Consider the following 17,068-nt stretch of genomic DNA (forward strand, 5'->3'; position numbering starts at 1 on the left):
CCCCCTTAATAATTTAGAGCGAATTTCGCTAAAGCACTCGATTATTTAGAGCGCCAAATGAGCGAATCAATCTTAATATTCAATTTCTTTTAAATATCTGCTTAATGCATCTTGCCATGTAGGTAATGGTTTAAATCCATTTTCTACAAGTTTTGACTTATCCAATCTACTATTAAACGGTCTAGCAGCTTTAGATAAACCATATTCTTCCGTCGTTACTGGTAAAACTTCTGTAGTATATCCTGCTTGTTTAAAGATTTCTACTGTAAAATCATACCATGAAATATATCCACCTTCATTAGTAGCATGATAATAACCATATTTATCACTTTCAGCCATATCTACTAATAATCGAGCAAGATCATAAGTATATGTTGGTGTTCCAATTTGATCATTAACAACTTTAACTTGTGGATATTTCTTTCCAACATTTAACATCGTTTTAATAAAGTTTTTACCATTAACACCAAATACCCAAGCAATACGAATAATAAAATATTTATCTAAATTAGAAGAAACTGCAAGTTCACCTTCTAATTTAGTTTGTCCATAAACATTTAATGGTTTGTAATCTTTACAATCGGGATCCCAAGGTGTTTCACCTTGTCCGTTAAATACATAATCTGTAGAAATATAAATCATTTTACAATCTAACTTTTTACATACTAAAGCAATATTTTCTGTTCCTTTAGCGTTAACTGCTCTTACTTTTTCTACTTTATCATCATCTTCTGCTAAATCAACAGCAGTCCATGCTGCACAATGAACAACAACATCAGGATTGATTTTTGTAATTTCTGATTCTACAGCTTCTTTATTTGTAATATCTAATTGAACATATTTTTGAAAATGTTCATTACTTTCAGTAATATCACTTCCAATTGCTTCATGTCCTCTTTGATTTAATTCATTCATAACGTCATAGCCTAATTGACCATTAACACCTGTTACTAATACTTTCATTGATTTACCTCCAATCAGCATACTTATTATAGCATACTTTCTAATTTTCTTGAATTAACACATAAAAACGTTGCAATTACGATCAAAAAATATGAATTCACAAACGTTCTTGTTCCAGAAACAAAAACAGATGGTGAAAATCCAAGTACAACTCTTGAACAAAATGCTGCACAAATAATTATGAAACTTAGAAACATTGTCTTATTTCCTAGATTAGTTTTTATTACATAAAAACTAATCAATAAAATACATATAAAATAAAGAATAATTAAACAAACATTCATATTCAACGAAATGTGTTCAATAACTTTTGTATAATCATTAAACACATTAAAGATTTGATAAAACCCTCTATGATTACAGTATCTATCACTTACACTAACTACAAAGGTAACAAAGGTCATAAGACCTACTAGTACATATTGTCCTTTATTTTTTGTATTTTTATAAATGATATAAATCAACATAATGTTCCAAGCAAAAATAATATATGCAGGTTGTAAAGAACCAATTGCTATTGTTGAAAGAACTCCTAACAATAACTTATCCATCAACTTAAAGCCATAAAAAGCTGGATAATAAGCATTCATTTCTACAACTTTTCTTAGCTCATTTCCAGGACATAATGCATGATATCCTAACATTATAAACGATAACACTAAAATAATATAGGCTAAAATAGGTACTTTTTTATGTTTTACTAAACTATATATCATAAATAAAGCATAAAATCCTACAAACAATGCACACATTTGTTCTTGATTGATAGCGTATAAACTAGCAACCACATAACTTATTTGTTGAGCTATTGATATCTTTTCATTGGAAATGATTTGTATAATATATGAAAGTCCATATAATCCTAACGCAAGTGGCCATACATAGTTAAGTGTCGTCGCATACCATCCAGCCACGCCAAATGTTCCAAAAGGAAATAACATGATTACAAGCATTAGAAAAAAAGTAATGATCCAATCATTTTCTTTTGTTGGACAAATTATTCTTCTTAAAGAATGTAAAACAAGTACAAACATTCCACTATCTAAAATGATCCAAGCCCATTTATTAATATTTAATAAAACAAGCATCACCAATTCAATGATATTTCTACTTGTCCAAGTTTGTATCCTCATTTGAGTATAGTTAATTAATCCCATTTTTGATTGTTCAAGAAACCATACATCATCTGCCACTCCTAATTTTACAGATGCATGCCTAATAACCATAAAAACAAATAAGATTAGATAAATGACCCATATATGATTTTTGATACATTCTGTTACTTTTTTCATGGTGTCCTCCTATTTTAGACAATATAAATAATAAGTAAAATCCATACCTTCATAAAGTTGTTTGAATTTTTTTATTTCTTTATAGTTATCATTTAAATAAGGAATATTCTTTCGATATCCTATTGTATCTTTATATTCTCTTATCACAACAAATTCAATTTCCTTATTTTTAATAGCCTCTCTTTGACCATCAATAATTTGAGGGTAACGATCATATCCAACATTTTGTCGCATAAAATATTTAACATTAGGAACAATATTACATGTTGTATAAAATCCCCCATCTAAATTATCATAATTCAATAATGTTTTATTTTTTGATTTATCAATAATATCTTTAAAAACATATTGTGCATATGCACTTTGAGGGATATTCATATATCCTCTATTAGGACTTTTTAATGGATAATGAACAGAAAATATCATTCCTCCACATAGTATACATATCGCTAAAGTTTGACTACTTAAATAATTTTGAACAATTGAAAAAACAAAAATAAATCCAAAAATAATATATGCTTCAAAACATAAAAAATAATAAATAAATGGTAATCCACCTACATAAACACCAATCATTAGAAAGATAAATGATAATAAAATAAATATATTGATCCAAATATTTTTTAAAATCTTTGTTGTTAAACAATTTACAAAACCAAGACATAATAATATATAAATTGTTCTATTGTATTTCATTTGTTGGAAAATTGCTGAAAACATATTTAATATTCTTGTTTTTAAATCAATAGTTGTACTATAAGCAGTTAGATTAAAAGTAATATATACATCATAATAATCTCTTAATGCACCATTGATAACAAAATAAAGAATTGATATAAAGATAGGAATAAACATTCCCACTAAAAAATAAACACAACTTATAAAAGCTTTTTTTATTTCCTTTAAAGAAATTAATTTAAAGAAATATAAAGTCATCCAAATAAACCACAAACCTAATAAATTAAATTTGATCAATGAAACACATCCAGCTATTGCCCCATTAATTAATAAATATTTCTTTCCAAAATCATTTTCATTAATAATTTTAATAAAGAAATAAACACTACTTGCAACAAAAGGTAAACAAAATTCTTCTGCACTACCTCCTTGTACAAAAGAAATCGATCCTGAAATAATAGCTAATGTCAAAACAGATGTTAATAAGGCATAAAATTGATTTAAATAAGTTCTAGCAATTTTAAAAAGAAAATAGCCAAAAATTGTATATGAAATAACTTCTAATAAATAAACACCTAAAAATGTATCATGACTTATTAAATAACCTATTCCATATATCAAATAAAGCAAAGGTCCCTTTTGTTCAAATAAATCTTTATAAGGAACCTTTCCATTAAACATACCTTTTCCCATTGTAAAAAAAGCATTACCATCAACCCAATCATTATAAGGATATAATGGTGAATTTTTTGAACAAATCAAAAGAGTTAGGATAGAAACAATCAATAAGATAGCTAAAATAACTTTTTTATTATCTAAATAATTACTTAGTTTTTTCATCTTCGATATTTGTATCCTTTACAATATAAACAGGTCTTTTCTTAGTTTCTAAATAAGTTTTTGATAAATATTGTCCTAAAATACCTGTACAGAATATTTGTATACCACCAATTAAAGTAATAATGCATACAAGAGATGGCCATCCACTTGTAGGATCATTAAAAATAAGTGTTTTAATAATAATAAATATTATAAATATAAAAGCAATAAATAACATCAACATCCCTATAAGCGATGCAATCGCTAATGGTGCTGTTGAAAAAGCAACGATTCCTTCAATACTATATAATAATAATTTCCAGAAAGACCATTTTGTTTCTCCTGCAACTCTTTCTACATTTTCGAATTCAATCCACTTTGTTTTAAATCCTACCCAACCAAATAGTCCTTTACTAAAACGATTATATTCTTTTAATTCTAATAAAGCATTTACAAATTGTCTTGTCATTAAACGATAATCACGTGCACCATCCATTAATTCAGTATCAGATATTTTATTCATGATTTTATAAAACATTCTTGCAAAAAATGATCTTATTGGTGGTTCTCCTTTACGAGTCACTCTTCTTGTAGCAGCACTATCATAACCTTCTTCTCGAATTGCTTTGAACATTTCTGGTAATAAGCGAGGAGGATCTTGTAAATCAGCATCCATTAAACATACATAATCACCTGTACTATTTTCAAATCCAGCATACATAGCCGCTTCTTTTCCAAAATTTCTTGAAAAAGAAATATATTTAACTCTTGAATCTTTTTTAGCAAGCTCCATCATAATTTCTAATGTTTTATCTTTTGAACCATCGTTTATGAATAATAATTCAAAATCTACATCATTCATTTCATCCATGACTCTACTCATTTCCTTATAATAATAATGAAGCGCTGCTTCTTCATTATAACAAGGTACAATTACTGTTATTTTTTCCATCTTATTTATTTCCTTTAAAAACAACTAACTTACTTAATACATAATTCAATACAACCACAATGACATTAACAATCACTTTAGCGATAACATCATTAACAACATTAAAATACACAAATAGCCACATAAGTACCATATCTAAGATTCCTGTAGCTAATCGAGAACTAAAAAAAGAAACAGCTTCTTTTAATATATTTTGACTACTACTTTCAAAAACATATTTTCTATTTGTGATATAAGCAAATAAAACCGATAAAAACCATGCTAGTGCATTAGAAATCAAATAATTTATGTGTAAAAGCTCTGCACTTAAAAAATAAACAACAATATTAACGACCGTTGTAAGAACACCAAACACAAGATACATAATGATTTCTTTATATTTCATTAATAATTCTTTCATTTCCTTCTCCTAAAAAAATGCTAGTTTTGTCATAGACATACTAGCATTTTTTTTACTAATATTCAATTTTATAATTCTTAATTATTCTTTATCTAAGACAAATGCCTTCTTCAAACTTAAATTAGGATTATAAAAACGATCACTATATAACATATAACCCCATTTATCTTTGATGTAATCGTGTTCTTGAACAAATCGACGATATTTAGCACTTTTTGTATCAACTGTATCATCTCCTCTAGATTTAGATTCATAATGATATAGTTCTACTTGATTTAAACAAATATTGTAATAACCTTGTTTTAATAATTTTAAGTTAAAATCAACATCATTGAAGGCTACTTGTAGATCTTCTTCTAAACCATTGACTTCTAAATATTTTTCTTTAGAAACCATTAAACAAGCTGCAGTAACAGCGCTGTAGTTAAATGGAACGGATAATCTTCCATAGAAACCAACATCTTCTCTTGGATTATCAATAAAACAATGTTGTGCAATTCCACCAATTCCTAAAATAATACCGGCATGTTGAACCGTATTATCAGGATATAACAATTTAGCACCTACTGCCCCAATATGAGGTTGCATTGCATAGCCAACCATTACTTGTAACCAATGTGGTGTAATAATTTCAGTATCATTATTTAATAAAACAATATATTCACCTTTAGCCGCTTCTACAGCTTGATTATTAATTTTAGAATAGTTAAATTCATAATTAGCATCAATAACTCTAAAGTTAGAATATTTATTTTGATATTTTTTAAATAAATCAAAAGTTTCTTTCTTTTCGCTATTGTTATTCATTAAAATAACTTCATAATTTTTATATGTTGTTTTTTCAAATAATGATTTTAAACATTGTTCTGTAATATATGCATAATCTTTTGTTGGAATAATGATTGAAACCATTGGTTCTATTTCATATTCATATCTTACTAAATAATAAGGAACTCTTGGATGAACAGTTACTTTAGCTTTAATACCACGACGTTTTAAAGCATCTTCTACTGCCATTCTTCCTTTTTCAACAGCATATCCTTTACTATCAATTGTGGCAGCCGTTGACCCTTCAATCATACGCCAATGATATAAAATCTTTGGAATATGATAAACACGTTCAGGAGTTGTTTTTTCTAAAAATCTTAAGAAAATATCATAATCTTGCGCCCCTTCATAACCTACTCTAAAACCACCGATTTCATCAACAATTGCTTTTCTCATGATTTCAAAGTGACAAATATAGTTACTTCCAAGTAATGAATCAGGTGCATAATCTGATTTAAAATGAGGATCTCTTCTTAATCCTTTCATATCCATCTTATCTTCATCCGTGTAGATAAAATCTAATTCTTTATTTTTATTTAAAACAGCGACACATTCAGCTAATGCATTTCTAGCAAGTAAATCATCATTATCCATTAAACCAATAAATTCACCGCTAGCAATATTTAAAGCATCGTTTGTTGCTTTAGAAATATGTCCATTTTCTTTACGATGATGTACTTTGATTCTAGAATCTTTCTTTTCATATTCATTTAAAGTATCAATTGTTTCTTGTAAAGTTGAACAATCATTAGATAAACATATTTCAAAGTTTTGATATGTTTGATTTAAAATAGAGTTTAAACATTCTGCTAAGTATTTTCTTTCCACATTATAAACTGGTATACAAATTGAAATAAGTGGATTGTAAGAAAATTGAGGATGTTCTTCAAATGGTTTTTCATTTTTTTCTAACCATAAAAGATATTCTTTTTGATTTAAGAAATTATAAACATCTAAAAATTTATTTTTTGTTTTCTTATTTTCTTTAATACGTCTTTTACTTTGTTTTAATCTATTTGGTGTTAAAACAAAATGATATTCCTTAGCTATATATTTAACTTCTTTACCAATAGCATAAGTATTTACTTTTACCTTATTATTTGTTTCTTTTGTTTTTCTAACTATTTTTTGTAAAAGTGTTCTCATCTTTGACTTAATTCTTTTCATTAAAGTATTCTTTCTTACACAAACAAGTTCCTTTTGATTATCATGTATTAAATAAACTTTAACTTTAGAATCATCTTTACTCAATGATAATGTTAATTCATAATTGTCACTTGCTAGATCTGGTAAAAAACGTGCTTCTCTTTTTTTACCATCAACAGTTACTTCAAAAGAATAATCTTTTAAAGAACAATTTCCATACATAATAAATGTAGGATTAACAAGACCATGAACCTGTGCATCTCTCACGTTTATATAATCTAATGTTTTCATGTCTATCACCCCTTATATTTCTTCAGCAAATCCTTTTTCTAATTTTCTAAAGATAAACATTCCTAATACAAAACAAATAATAGCCATTACAACCATATAAAGCACACTAGACATTGCTGGTAACGTATGATACATAAAGAAATCACGGTAGGCACTTACGATATGTGTAAAAGGATTTAAATAAAGTACCCAACGAATAGCTTCTGGAAATAATTCTGCCGGATATAAAATAGGTGTTCCATAAAATAACATATTAATAACAAATTGAATAATATATTCTGTATCTTGAATATAAACATTGATTGCACTTAAACCAAGAACCATTCCTGCTGTAATTACAAATTGAATCAACGCAATAAATGGTACTAATAAAATATGCCAACTTAATCCAAGCCCTCCAAAAACACAGAAAAGAATAATAATCAAACAAGCGATAAAAAAGTTAACAAGTCCACTTAATGTGGCTGATATTGGTAAAATTTCTCTAGGAAAATATACTTTTTTAATAACACCTGCATTATTTTTAATACTTCCCATTCCAAGTCCCATAACTGTCGTAAAGAAGTTCCATGGAATAACCCCACAAATTAAATATTGAAGATAATTATCTGTTTTGATTCTCATGATATAAGGAAATACAATGGCATAAACGGCAACCATTAATAATGGATTTAAGAATGACCATAATACTCCTAAAAATGAACCTTTATACTTACCTCTAATATCTTTTTTTACATTTGTTTTTAATAATTCACGATAGTCATATAAGTTTTTAAATAATTTCATTTTCTTTTTCTCCTATATGATATTAATCTTTAAATCTTTTTCAGATATAACTTTATCTTTTTCATCTAATAATTGAACAAGAATAGAATGTTCTCCTAATTCCATTTGACTTACATCTACAAAATAATCAAATCCACATTCATCATCATTTGTTCCATAACCACCATACTTTTCTTGATAAGCCATTAAAACATCACTTCTATTTATTTTTCTCATTTCAGTAACCTCTTGATCATCAAAAGTTACTTTTAAACGATCATTTAAACAATCACTCAATGACCATCCAGAAATTGTAAATTGAGCTGTATCTTTTTTAACTTCAGCAAATGATTGAGGAATATCAACAACAACAATACCATGGTAAGTATCTAATGGTTTTTGATATTTTTTCTTAGCTTCTTCTTTATGATCTAATTTAACTTGTTTTAAATATTCATCAATAACATAAGTTGGATCACCATCTAATTTAAATTCACCTTTATAGATCCAAACAGCACGTGTACATAAATCTTTAACTGTATCTAAACTATGTGAAACAATAACAATTGTTTTATCACTATCTCTTAATTCTTTTAATTTATCAAAACATTTATCTTGGAAATGTTGATCTCCAACCGCTAAAATTTCATCAATTAATAAAATTTCTGCATCTACATTAATAGCAATTGAAAAAGCAAGTCTCATATACATCCCAGAAGAATAAGTTCTAACTGGGTTATCAATAAATTCTCCAAGTTCAGAGAATTCAATAATATCATCTACTCTTTTTTCAATTTCTGCTTTTGTTAAACCAAAAACTGCTGCATTAAAATAAATATTTTCTCTTCCTGTAAAATCTTGATGGAAACCTGCACCCAATTCAAGTAACGAAGTCAACTTACCATGTGTTTCAATTGTCCCTTCATTAGGATAAATAATCTTAGTCATCAACTTCAATAAAGTTGATTTACCACTCCCATTTGTTCCAATCAAACAAACAGTTTCACCTTTTTTAATATCTAAATTTATATTCTTCAATACCGTATGAACTTCTCTATTGCTTTTTCCAAAAGATAACAATCTTTCTTTTAAAGTATGCGCCTTATCATATTCAACTTTAAAATACTTTGTCATATTTCTTACTTCAATAGCATTTTCTTTATTCATAAGACCTCCGCTAAATCTTCTATTTTTTCTCTTATATTCTTAATAATTTCGTTATTAAACCTTATAAATATATACCACATACATACCTATTTGTCCAACACTTCATATTTCACACTGTATATTCTACCATATCTTTGCTTTATATTTTAGAATTTTAAAATAAAAATAGAAGCTAAATAAATATAGCTTCTATAATCTAATAACATAACACTCATTATTTGTATATTCTAATTGATATCCATGACTCATAAGCTCATCAGCTTGTTTTTTAGAAAATGTTAAGAAATATGATTCTCTATAATAATCAAATGCAAACTTCGTTTGATCAAAAGATGCTTTTTCACTCCAATAATCATAAATAGCATGATAAAATTGCAATTCATCTTCGTAAAGAGAACCTTCTTTTACAATTTGAATTCGATTACTTGACATATAGAATCCTTGATGATAAGTCACTTTTCCATGATAAGTAAATCCTGGAGGAGCCAATAATGTATAATTTCCATAAGGCAAACTGTCAAAATGTTCTCCTACATCATTAAATATATCAAGCATCATATTATCGCATTTAAATATTTGTGTAAAATCATAACCATATTGATTAATTCCACAACCTAAAAATGTATACGATTTAATTTGATTATAATTTTGATAAACAAATATGAGAGATGAAGCAATCGCTAATGTTGCTACTGAAACAGATATTGTTTTTAAAGAAATAATATCAAGTATTTTAGCAATAGATAACCCTATCAAAAAAACAACCATAAATTGAATTGCTGAATAAAATCTTAATATAACAAAGAAATAATTAAACGATGATAGACATAGTAGCTCATTAAACTTATTCTTAGCTACAATAATAATAAGCATCAATGTAATAATAGCCAGATATTTTCCATATTTTGAATTAATCACCAAAGCTAAAGCAATAGCTGCAATACATGTACTATATTGCATAATTGTATCAGTAGAAACATAATATCCATAAAATGGCGATAATTGATTACTAAAAGATTCAAAATCTGCTAAAGATAATAAAGGAGTATGGTCCAATTTATTTGTTAAAATCAATAATACTAAAACAAATAAGAAACAGCATAAATTAATAATGATCCATTTAGTATTTTTTTCCTTTATTGAAATACATGTATTATAAGCAAATTTAAGTATAAATAAAACAAAGAACATAACAATTAAAACAGGTAAAAAGACTGTCGAAAAGGACATCATTGAACAACTCGTGATACCAGCAAAAATAATATTTTTAATTGTCATTTTATTTTCAATCAAAGGTATACAAACAATACACATGATAGGTACAGAAAGTACTCTTACTACTGAACCACCATACCATATGGCATTTTGAAATTGCCATAAGTCAAATGATCTTATTATTAAAAAAGAACCATTATTTTCCATCAAATATCCATGGCCTATTAAAAATAAAAAGAATGGAATAAGTGCATATTGTGCTTTTCTTTTAGTAACAAAACTAGCCAATTGTTTAATTGCTAATGCAAACATTGTATAGTTATGAATAACCATGAAAACTTTGCAAAAATAAACAGGATTAATATGAAAAATACTTGCGAGAGCACCATAAGTAATCTCATATGTATTCACCATTCGTGCATAATCTACAGATGTTGTAAGCCATCCTGTATAAAAGCTTTCATTCATTAAAGATGGTGTTCCTATAGAATTAACTACTTTTGCTATATAATAAGCATCATCGTAATCAAACTCATATAAAGCCATCACATTTGATGCTGAAAATAAAGTGAATAAAAAAACAAAAAAATATATAACCCAATTATTTTTTACATGATCTATTATGTTTTCCTTTTTTAAGCTACTTTTAAATTCATTTACAAAGGTAGAAATATTTTTATATTTTCTCCATAATAAAAATACAAAAAAAGAAAAGAAAAGAACACAAAATAAAATAAAATAAACATTCCAACTCAATTGAAATAATTGACATGGAAAACCTATGATAAAAGAAATAAAAAATACAGATATAAATCCATATATAACATATGCTGTTGAATTTTTTATTTTTATAGCAAAACAATCAGCTACAAACTCTCCTATTAACCAATAAAAATAAAAAATAAAAATTAAAAATATAAAGGTTAAAAGATGATTCATATATTTCCTCCCTTATTATTAAACTTAAACAATTAAATACATTACGATTAAATCGTAATGTATTTAATAAATATTATTTATTTTAAATCATTTTTCTTTTTCAAAATAGCAATTTCTTGAATTAAGTTTTTTTGCTTTTCTTCTAGCATAGATACTTTATTAAATAAAACATATACTAAAATAATAAGCATAAAAATAATAGCTGCAAAAACTATATTTGCTGTTGAAATGACACCTATAAGTCTAGCTACAAAAAAAGCAATTTGTGGAAAAATACTTAAAATAATTAATGCTATCGAACAAAGAATCCATGCTAAAGCATAATCGGTTCTTAATTTACCTTTTTTAACATTCTTTACTAAAATAATAAAGAATAAAACAGTGAATATAATTAATAATATTTGTAATGTTAAACTCATACGTTACCTCCTAATTAAAGAATATAATTGTTATTAATACTTTTAACATATATTGAATAGAACTTCCTATTCCTGTATAAATACTTGTACCAGCAAGTCTATCTTCCATTTTAACTTGTACTTCTTTTGCTTTATAACCTTTTTTTATTTGAAATGCAAGTGTATCAGGTTCTGGTTTTCTATTTAATTCAAAAGCATAATCTTTAATTAATTCTTTATTAATGATTCTCATTCCACTTGTAGGATCATTAATAGTGGCACCTGTTGTTAGTTTAATCATTGCAGTAATAATTCTACTACCTAACATTCTCATGCTAAAATGCTTCTTTTCATCCACAAATCTTGATCCAATAACAATATCATATCCATTTTCTATTTCTTTTACTAAACCAGGTATATATTCTGGTAAATGTTGCCCATCACCATCAAATTGGATAGCTGCGTCATAATTATTATAATAAGCATATTTATAACCTGTTTGTACTGCACCTGTTAATCCTAAGTTAACAGGTAAATCAATATGATTAATATTATTGTCATCTAAAATTTTTCCAGTGCTATCTTTAGAACAATCGTTGATTACAACATAATCGCAATCAATATCTGCATTTTCAAGATTTCTAACAACTCTTAAAATGCTTTCTTCTTCATTATATGCTGGAATTATAACTAAAGTTTTCATACTTTCCCTCTTTCTCTAATACTATTCTTACTGATTATACCAATAAAATTATATATTTCAAACAAAATATACACAAAAACGGGATGTATTCATCCCATTTTTGTACATAATTTTAATTATCCAAGCCAGACACCATTAGCATCAAAGCGATTAACTTCTCCATTAATTGCATAATCTCCTGTAACCATCTTTCCATTAGCGTCAACATAATACCAGTTATTTCCTGATTTTACCCATTGGGCACTAATTACGCCACTTGAAGCTACATAGTAATCTTCACCATTGATTTTAAACCATCCTGTTTGCATTAATCCGCTTTCTGCAAAGTAGTATTTAGCTCCTGCAATTGTTTGATATCCTGTTACCATTTTTCCATCTGCATCTACATAGTACCAAGTATTTCCTGATCCTACCCATTGTGCATTGATAGCTCCACTAGATGTTGCATAGTAATCTGCTCCATTGATCTTGAACCATCCTTTTTGCATTAATCCGCTTTCTGCAAAGTAGTATTTAGCTCCTACAATTATTTGGAATCCTGTGACCATTTTTCCATCTGCGTCTACATAGTACCAAGTATTTCCTGATCCTACCCATTGTGCTTTGATTTCTCCACTAGATGCTGCATAGTAATCAGCATTGTCAATCTTGAACCATCCTGTTTGCATTACTCCGTTAGCATCGAAGTAATATTTCTTTCCTTCGATTGTTTGATATCCTGTTACTTTTTGGTTATTGTCATAGTAATACCATTTATTACCTGATTGTACCCATCCAGATTTTACTTCAGGAGTTTCTACAGTTAATTCACCACTTTCATTAAATGTATAATCTTTTCCATTAATGTTTACAGTTCCTGTAACCATTTTTCCTTCTTGATCAAAGTAATATTTTTTACCACTTAATGTTAACCAACCAGTTATTTTTTGACCATCTTTATCTAGATAATACCAAGAATCTTTTTCTTCTAACCATCCAGTTGTCATCTTACCATCAGCATCAAAATGATATTTAGTTCCATCTACTTCTTGCCATCCTGTACATGGTTCATAACGTCTATCATATAAATACTTATTACCTATAAATTCTGTAAGTTTTTTTGGGGTTAATACTGTAGTTCCTTTAACGATACCATTTTTATCATAGGCAACTAAAAGCATTTTTCCTTGTTCATAAGAAGTGATAACATCTATATTATTTCCAGATGCTGTTAATAATTCTCCCCACGAGAAAACATATTTAACACCATTTATAGTTTCTATACCATCAGCTTCATTCAAGTTTTTATCATAGTAATACCATTTTCCTCTAAGTTGAATCCAAGTATTAGCTACTGCTTTTTTCTTTTCAACAACAACACCTTCGCTATTATATGCAATGACATAAGTTACTATCTTATCATTTTCATCTCTATATGATGAAACAATAGATATTCCATTAGAAGATTTTATTAATCTACCATTTTCAAAATAATATTCTTTTCCATTAACAGTATAAATACCATCTACAAAATTCATTTCACTTGAAACATAGTACCAATCATTTCCAATTTCATTCCATCCAGCTACTCTCTTAACCTTATCTACAATTTCACCTTTATTATTATAAGCATAAAGATAACCATCTTGATAATCAGTTAGTATTTCATCACTATCACTTGTTTGAAGCATACCATAAATAAAATACAAAGATTTTCCATCTACAGTATATTCTCCATCATAAGGATAATAATAACCTGCATCATTTAAATAATAGTAATAACAATTGCCATTTAAATAAATCAATTCATTATCTTTAAATTTAGCTTTTTCAATAACTTTTCCATCTCTTACATAAGCAAGTGTATCTCCTGATGTAACAACTTCATCCAAATATTCAGCTAATTGTCCATAATTAAAATAATATTCTACACCATCAATTGTTTGAATTCCTGAATATGGAGTTAATTCAGAATCAAAATAATATTTTCCACCATTAAATTCAATCCATTTATTTCCTACAATCTCAACTTGTTCTACAACTTTTCCAGTATAATCATAGGCATAATATTTATTTCCTTCTCTAACTGTTGTAATATTTCCTTCAAAACCTGAAGTTGCAAGTTGCCCATTACTCAAAAAATAATAAGTTGCATCTCCAATTGTATGAATTCCTTGATATGGATATAAATCTTGATCATAGTAATACCAATTATTATTAAACTTGATCCATTTATTTCCTTCAATTTTTACTTTTTCTATAACAATACCATTTTTATTATAACTAACTAAATAATTATTAGAAGTTGCTGTAGAAATACTATCATAATCATATGTTGCTAATTGTCCATCACTCCAAAAGAAGTATTCCACACCATCAACTTTTTGAACTCCTTTATATGGATTTAAATTTTTATCAAAATAATACCATTTATTATTAACTTTAATCCATTTATTTCCTACAATATCTTGTTGATCAGTAACAACACCATTTTGATTATAAGCAATAAGTTGTCTATCAAATGTAATTACCCATATTCCTTCATAAGTACGTGTTGCTAATCTACCTTCCCATTCAAAATAATATTTAACACCATTAATTGTTTTAACTCCTATATAAGGATTCATATCAGCATCATAGTAATACCATTTATCCCCATAATGTGTCCAATCTCCAGCAACAATATTTGCATAATTCGTTACAATACCACTTTTATTAACAGTGACAATCAACCCATTATCTGTAATTGTATCTTCATCATACCAAGAAGAATATGCCATATGACCATCATAGCTATAAAAATAATACGTATTCCCATCAATTTCTTGAAGCCCTTTAAGTAATTCACCATTATCATCATAATAATATTTGTATCCATACTCTTCATACCAGCCACGTCTTTCACTACTTAAAGTGACAGGTGTATTAGAATCATTTTTCACATTTGTTTCTAATGCACTAACCATCGTAGTTGGTAATGTTGTTGCTGCAACAAGAGCTGATGCTACAGCAATCTTTTTAAAATTCCTACTCATGTTTTATCCTCCCCATAAATATTTCATAGACTTATTATATCATAACTGAATGCAATACTCCTTATCTAAAACCAAACGACATTTTTTTATTCTAAAAAGCAAAAGAGGTAACTGTGTTACCCCTTTTCAACTGAAATATTGATTTTATTAATGTAAGGTTCAATAAGTTTAAAGAACCAATGTGAACATAAATGATATATTTTATAAACAATGTATGAAATAAGATAAATAATTAATGCTGATCCTAATTGATGTACAATTAAAACCAAAATACCTCTATTAACAAATTGTTCAATTCTAATATGTCTTAATAAGAATTCATGAAATAAAAAACATGTAAAAGCAGCTTTAGCTAATTCATTGATTATTTTACTTTCAAAATGAATATCCATAAAGAATAAAAGAATATAAGCAGACATTAAGATAATAATTGGATTATTATAATACCATGTTGCTGTATATTGTAAATGTAAAACATGTTCCATCATTGAAAAAGCATATAAAAATGCTAAACATCTTATAATCCACATACCTGCTTTTTTCTTAGATAATGTTATTTTATTTACACGAAGATATGCTCCTACAAAATATACCAAAACAAAGTTAATAATTGTATAACCATATTGACTTTCATACATTCCAATAGTACTTAATCCTAAATATGTATTTCCTGTTATATTTTCAGCAACATCTATAACAATTGTCCAAACTGAAAAAATAAGCATGAGTATAATTAATAAGCGTTTAAATTGTTCTTTATTAAGTTGTTTAATAATTAAATTAAGATATGGACTAATAATATATAATACAGAATAAAGTATTAAAAAGTAATTAGCGGGTAATAAACTACTAATCAATGAACTTACTGTAAATACTTTATGACCTCTTAATACTCCAAAAACATAAAAAGCTAAATTAAATACGATAACTTGTACAAATAATTCTAGTATCTTAATTAATTTTCTATTTTGATTACAAGCTAGAAAATACGCTGAAATCATTACAAAAACATTAACTGCACAAACAAATAAGCTTTCTATTAAATATAAATAATATTGATTAGGACTGCCATCTAAAACCATTCCTAATGCACCACCCATACTTGCATTATTATAATGTAAAATAACGACACCAATCATTGAAATAATTCTTAATAATTCAATAGACGAATTTCTTTTCGTTTTCTCTTTCATATATATTCCCTTCCAAACAAAAACCGATTTTTACTCAAAACAATGAGTAAGATCGGTTTTTAATTTATTTGATTCATCCAAAGACCTTGGTTATCAAAACGATTGACCTCTCCATCAATTATATAATCTCCAGTAACCATCTTTCCATCAGTATCTACATAATACCAGTTTCTTCCTGATTTGACCCATTGTGCTTGGATAGTTCCTGATGAAGCTGCATAATAGTCTTCACCATTGACCTTAAACCAATCTTTTTGCATTAATCCACTACTTGCAAAATAATACTTCGCACCATTAATTGTTTG

The 17,068-nt window shown here is 27.1% G+C and carries 13 protein-coding genes and 1 pseudogene; all 14 read right to left on the reverse strand.

Annotated elements, in window-relative coordinates:
• Positions 1-72 precede the first annotated feature (72 nt).
• On the reverse strand, positions 73-963 hold the full coding sequence (gene rfbD / locus HUU89_RS05815) for a dTDP-4-dehydrorhamnose reductase (protein WP_032090898.1): 891 nt from the start codon (positions 961-963) through the stop codon (positions 73-75).
• Positions 964-989: 26 nt separating this feature from the next.
• A complete protein-coding gene (locus HUU89_RS05820) occupies positions 990-2,255 on the reverse strand; it encodes a DUF6056 family protein (protein ID WP_175301231.1) in 1,266 nt (421 codons plus the stop codon).
• A gap of 9 nt (positions 2,256-2,264) precedes the next feature.
• Positions 2,265-3,773, reverse strand: a complete 1,509-nt coding sequence (locus tag HUU89_RS05825; RefSeq protein WP_175301232.1) for an ArnT family glycosyltransferase — start codon at positions 3,771-3,773, stop codon at positions 2,265-2,267.
• Positions 3,757-4,704, reverse strand: a complete 948-nt coding sequence (locus tag HUU89_RS05830) for a glycosyltransferase family 2 protein (protein WP_175301233.1) — start codon at positions 4,702-4,704, stop codon at positions 3,757-3,759. Before HUU89_RS05830 ends, HUU89_RS05825 begins: the two co-directional genes overlap by 17 nt.
• A gap of 1 nt (position 4,705) precedes the next feature.
• A complete protein-coding gene (locus HUU89_RS05835) occupies positions 4,706-5,104 on the reverse strand; it encodes a GtrA family protein (RefSeq protein ID WP_147580439.1) in 399 nt (132 codons plus the stop codon).
• Between the two features lie 81 nt (positions 5,105-5,185).
• Positions 5,186-7,369, reverse strand: a complete 2,184-nt coding sequence (locus HUU89_RS05840; RefSeq protein ID WP_254697707.1) for a glycosyltransferase family 2 protein — start codon at positions 7,367-7,369, stop codon at positions 5,186-5,188.
• Positions 7,370-7,381: 12 nt separating this feature from the next.
• Positions 7,382-8,155 (reverse strand): ABC transporter permease, encoded by a 774-nt coding sequence (locus HUU89_RS05845; RefSeq protein WP_022001916.1) that lies wholly within the window; start codon positions 8,153-8,155, stop codon positions 7,382-7,384.
• Positions 8,156-8,167: 12 nt separating this feature from the next.
• On the reverse strand, positions 8,168-9,301 hold the full coding sequence (locus HUU89_RS05850; RefSeq protein ID WP_117852108.1) for an ABC transporter ATP-binding protein: 1,134 nt from the start codon (positions 9,299-9,301) through the stop codon (positions 8,168-8,170).
• A 189-nt stretch (positions 9,302-9,490) separates the two neighbouring features.
• Positions 9,491-11,455, reverse strand: a complete 1,965-nt coding sequence (locus tag HUU89_RS05855) for a DUF6077 domain-containing protein (protein WP_254697708.1) — start codon at positions 11,453-11,455, stop codon at positions 9,491-9,493.
• Between the two features lie 77 nt (positions 11,456-11,532).
• Entirely contained in the window at positions 11,533-11,874 is a 342-nt protein-coding gene (locus HUU89_RS05860) for a DUF2304 domain-containing protein (protein WP_119364115.1), read from the reverse strand.
• Between the two features lie 10 nt (positions 11,875-11,884).
• Positions 11,885-12,556, reverse strand: coding sequence for a glycosyltransferase family 2 protein (locus HUU89_RS05865; protein WP_175301235.1), 672 nt, complete (start codon positions 12,554-12,556; stop codon positions 11,885-11,887).
• A gap of 116 nt (positions 12,557-12,672) precedes the next feature.
• A complete protein-coding gene (locus tag HUU89_RS05870; protein ID WP_175301236.1) occupies positions 12,673-15,570 on the reverse strand; it encodes a hypothetical protein in 2,898 nt (965 codons plus the stop codon).
• Positions 15,571-15,686: 116 nt separating this feature from the next.
• Complete coding sequence (locus tag HUU89_RS05875; RefSeq protein ID WP_175301237.1) at positions 15,687-16,763, reverse strand: acyltransferase; 1,077 nt, start codon at positions 16,761-16,763, stop codon at positions 15,687-15,689.
• 59 nt (positions 16,764-16,822) lie between these two features.
• Positions 16,823-17,068: pseudogene (locus tag HUU89_RS05880) on the reverse strand (cell wall protein); the annotation flags it as partial.

The organism is Faecalibacillus sp. H12 (assembly GCF_013361255.1).
GTDB classification, from domain to species: Bacteria; Bacillota_I; Bacilli_A; order Erysipelotrichales; family Coprobacillaceae; genus Faecalibacillus; species Faecalibacillus intestinalis.

Bases quoted from the DNA above. Each gene is read 5' to 3' on its own strand.
- rfbD (WP_032090898.1), bottom strand. From the start codon at position 963: ATGAAAGTATTAGTAACAGGTGTTAATGGTCAATTAGGCTATGACGTT.
- HUU89_RS05820 (WP_175301231.1), bottom strand. From the start codon at position 2,255: ATGAAAAAAGTAACAGAATGTATCAAAAATCATATATGGGTCATTTAT.
- HUU89_RS05825 (WP_175301232.1), bottom strand. From the start codon at position 3,773: ATGAAAAAACTAAGTAATTATTTAGATAATAAAAAAGTTATTTTAGCT.
- HUU89_RS05830 (WP_175301233.1), bottom strand. From the start codon at position 4,704: ATGGAAAAAATAACAGTAATTGTACCTTGTTATAATGAAGAAGCAGCG.
- HUU89_RS05835 (WP_147580439.1), bottom strand. From the start codon at position 5,104: ATGAAAGAATTATTAATGAAATATAAAGAAATCATTATGTATCTTGTG.
- HUU89_RS05840 (WP_254697707.1), bottom strand. From the start codon at position 7,369: ATGAAAACATTAGATTATATAAACGTGAGAGATGCACAGGTTCATGGT.
- HUU89_RS05845 (WP_022001916.1), bottom strand. From the start codon at position 8,155: ATGAAATTATTTAAAAACTTATATGACTATCGTGAATTATTAAAAACA.
- HUU89_RS05850 (WP_117852108.1), bottom strand. From the start codon at position 9,301: ATGAATAAAGAAAATGCTATTGAAGTAAGAAATATGACAAAGTATTTT.
- HUU89_RS05855 (WP_254697708.1), bottom strand. From the start codon at position 11,455: ATGAATCATCTTTTAACCTTTATATTTTTAATTTTTATTTTTTATTTT.
- HUU89_RS05860 (WP_119364115.1), bottom strand. From the start codon at position 11,874: ATGAGTTTAACATTACAAATATTATTAATTATATTCACTGTTTTATTC.
- HUU89_RS05865 (WP_175301235.1), bottom strand. From the start codon at position 12,556: ATGAAAACTTTAGTTATAATTCCAGCATATAATGAAGAAGAAAGCATT.
- HUU89_RS05870 (WP_175301236.1), bottom strand. From the start codon at position 15,570: ATGAGTAGGAATTTTAAAAAGATTGCTGTAGCATCAGCTCTTGTTGCA.
- HUU89_RS05875 (WP_175301237.1), bottom strand. From the start codon at position 16,763: ATGAAAGAGAAAACGAAAAGAAATTCGTCTATTGAATTATTAAGAATT.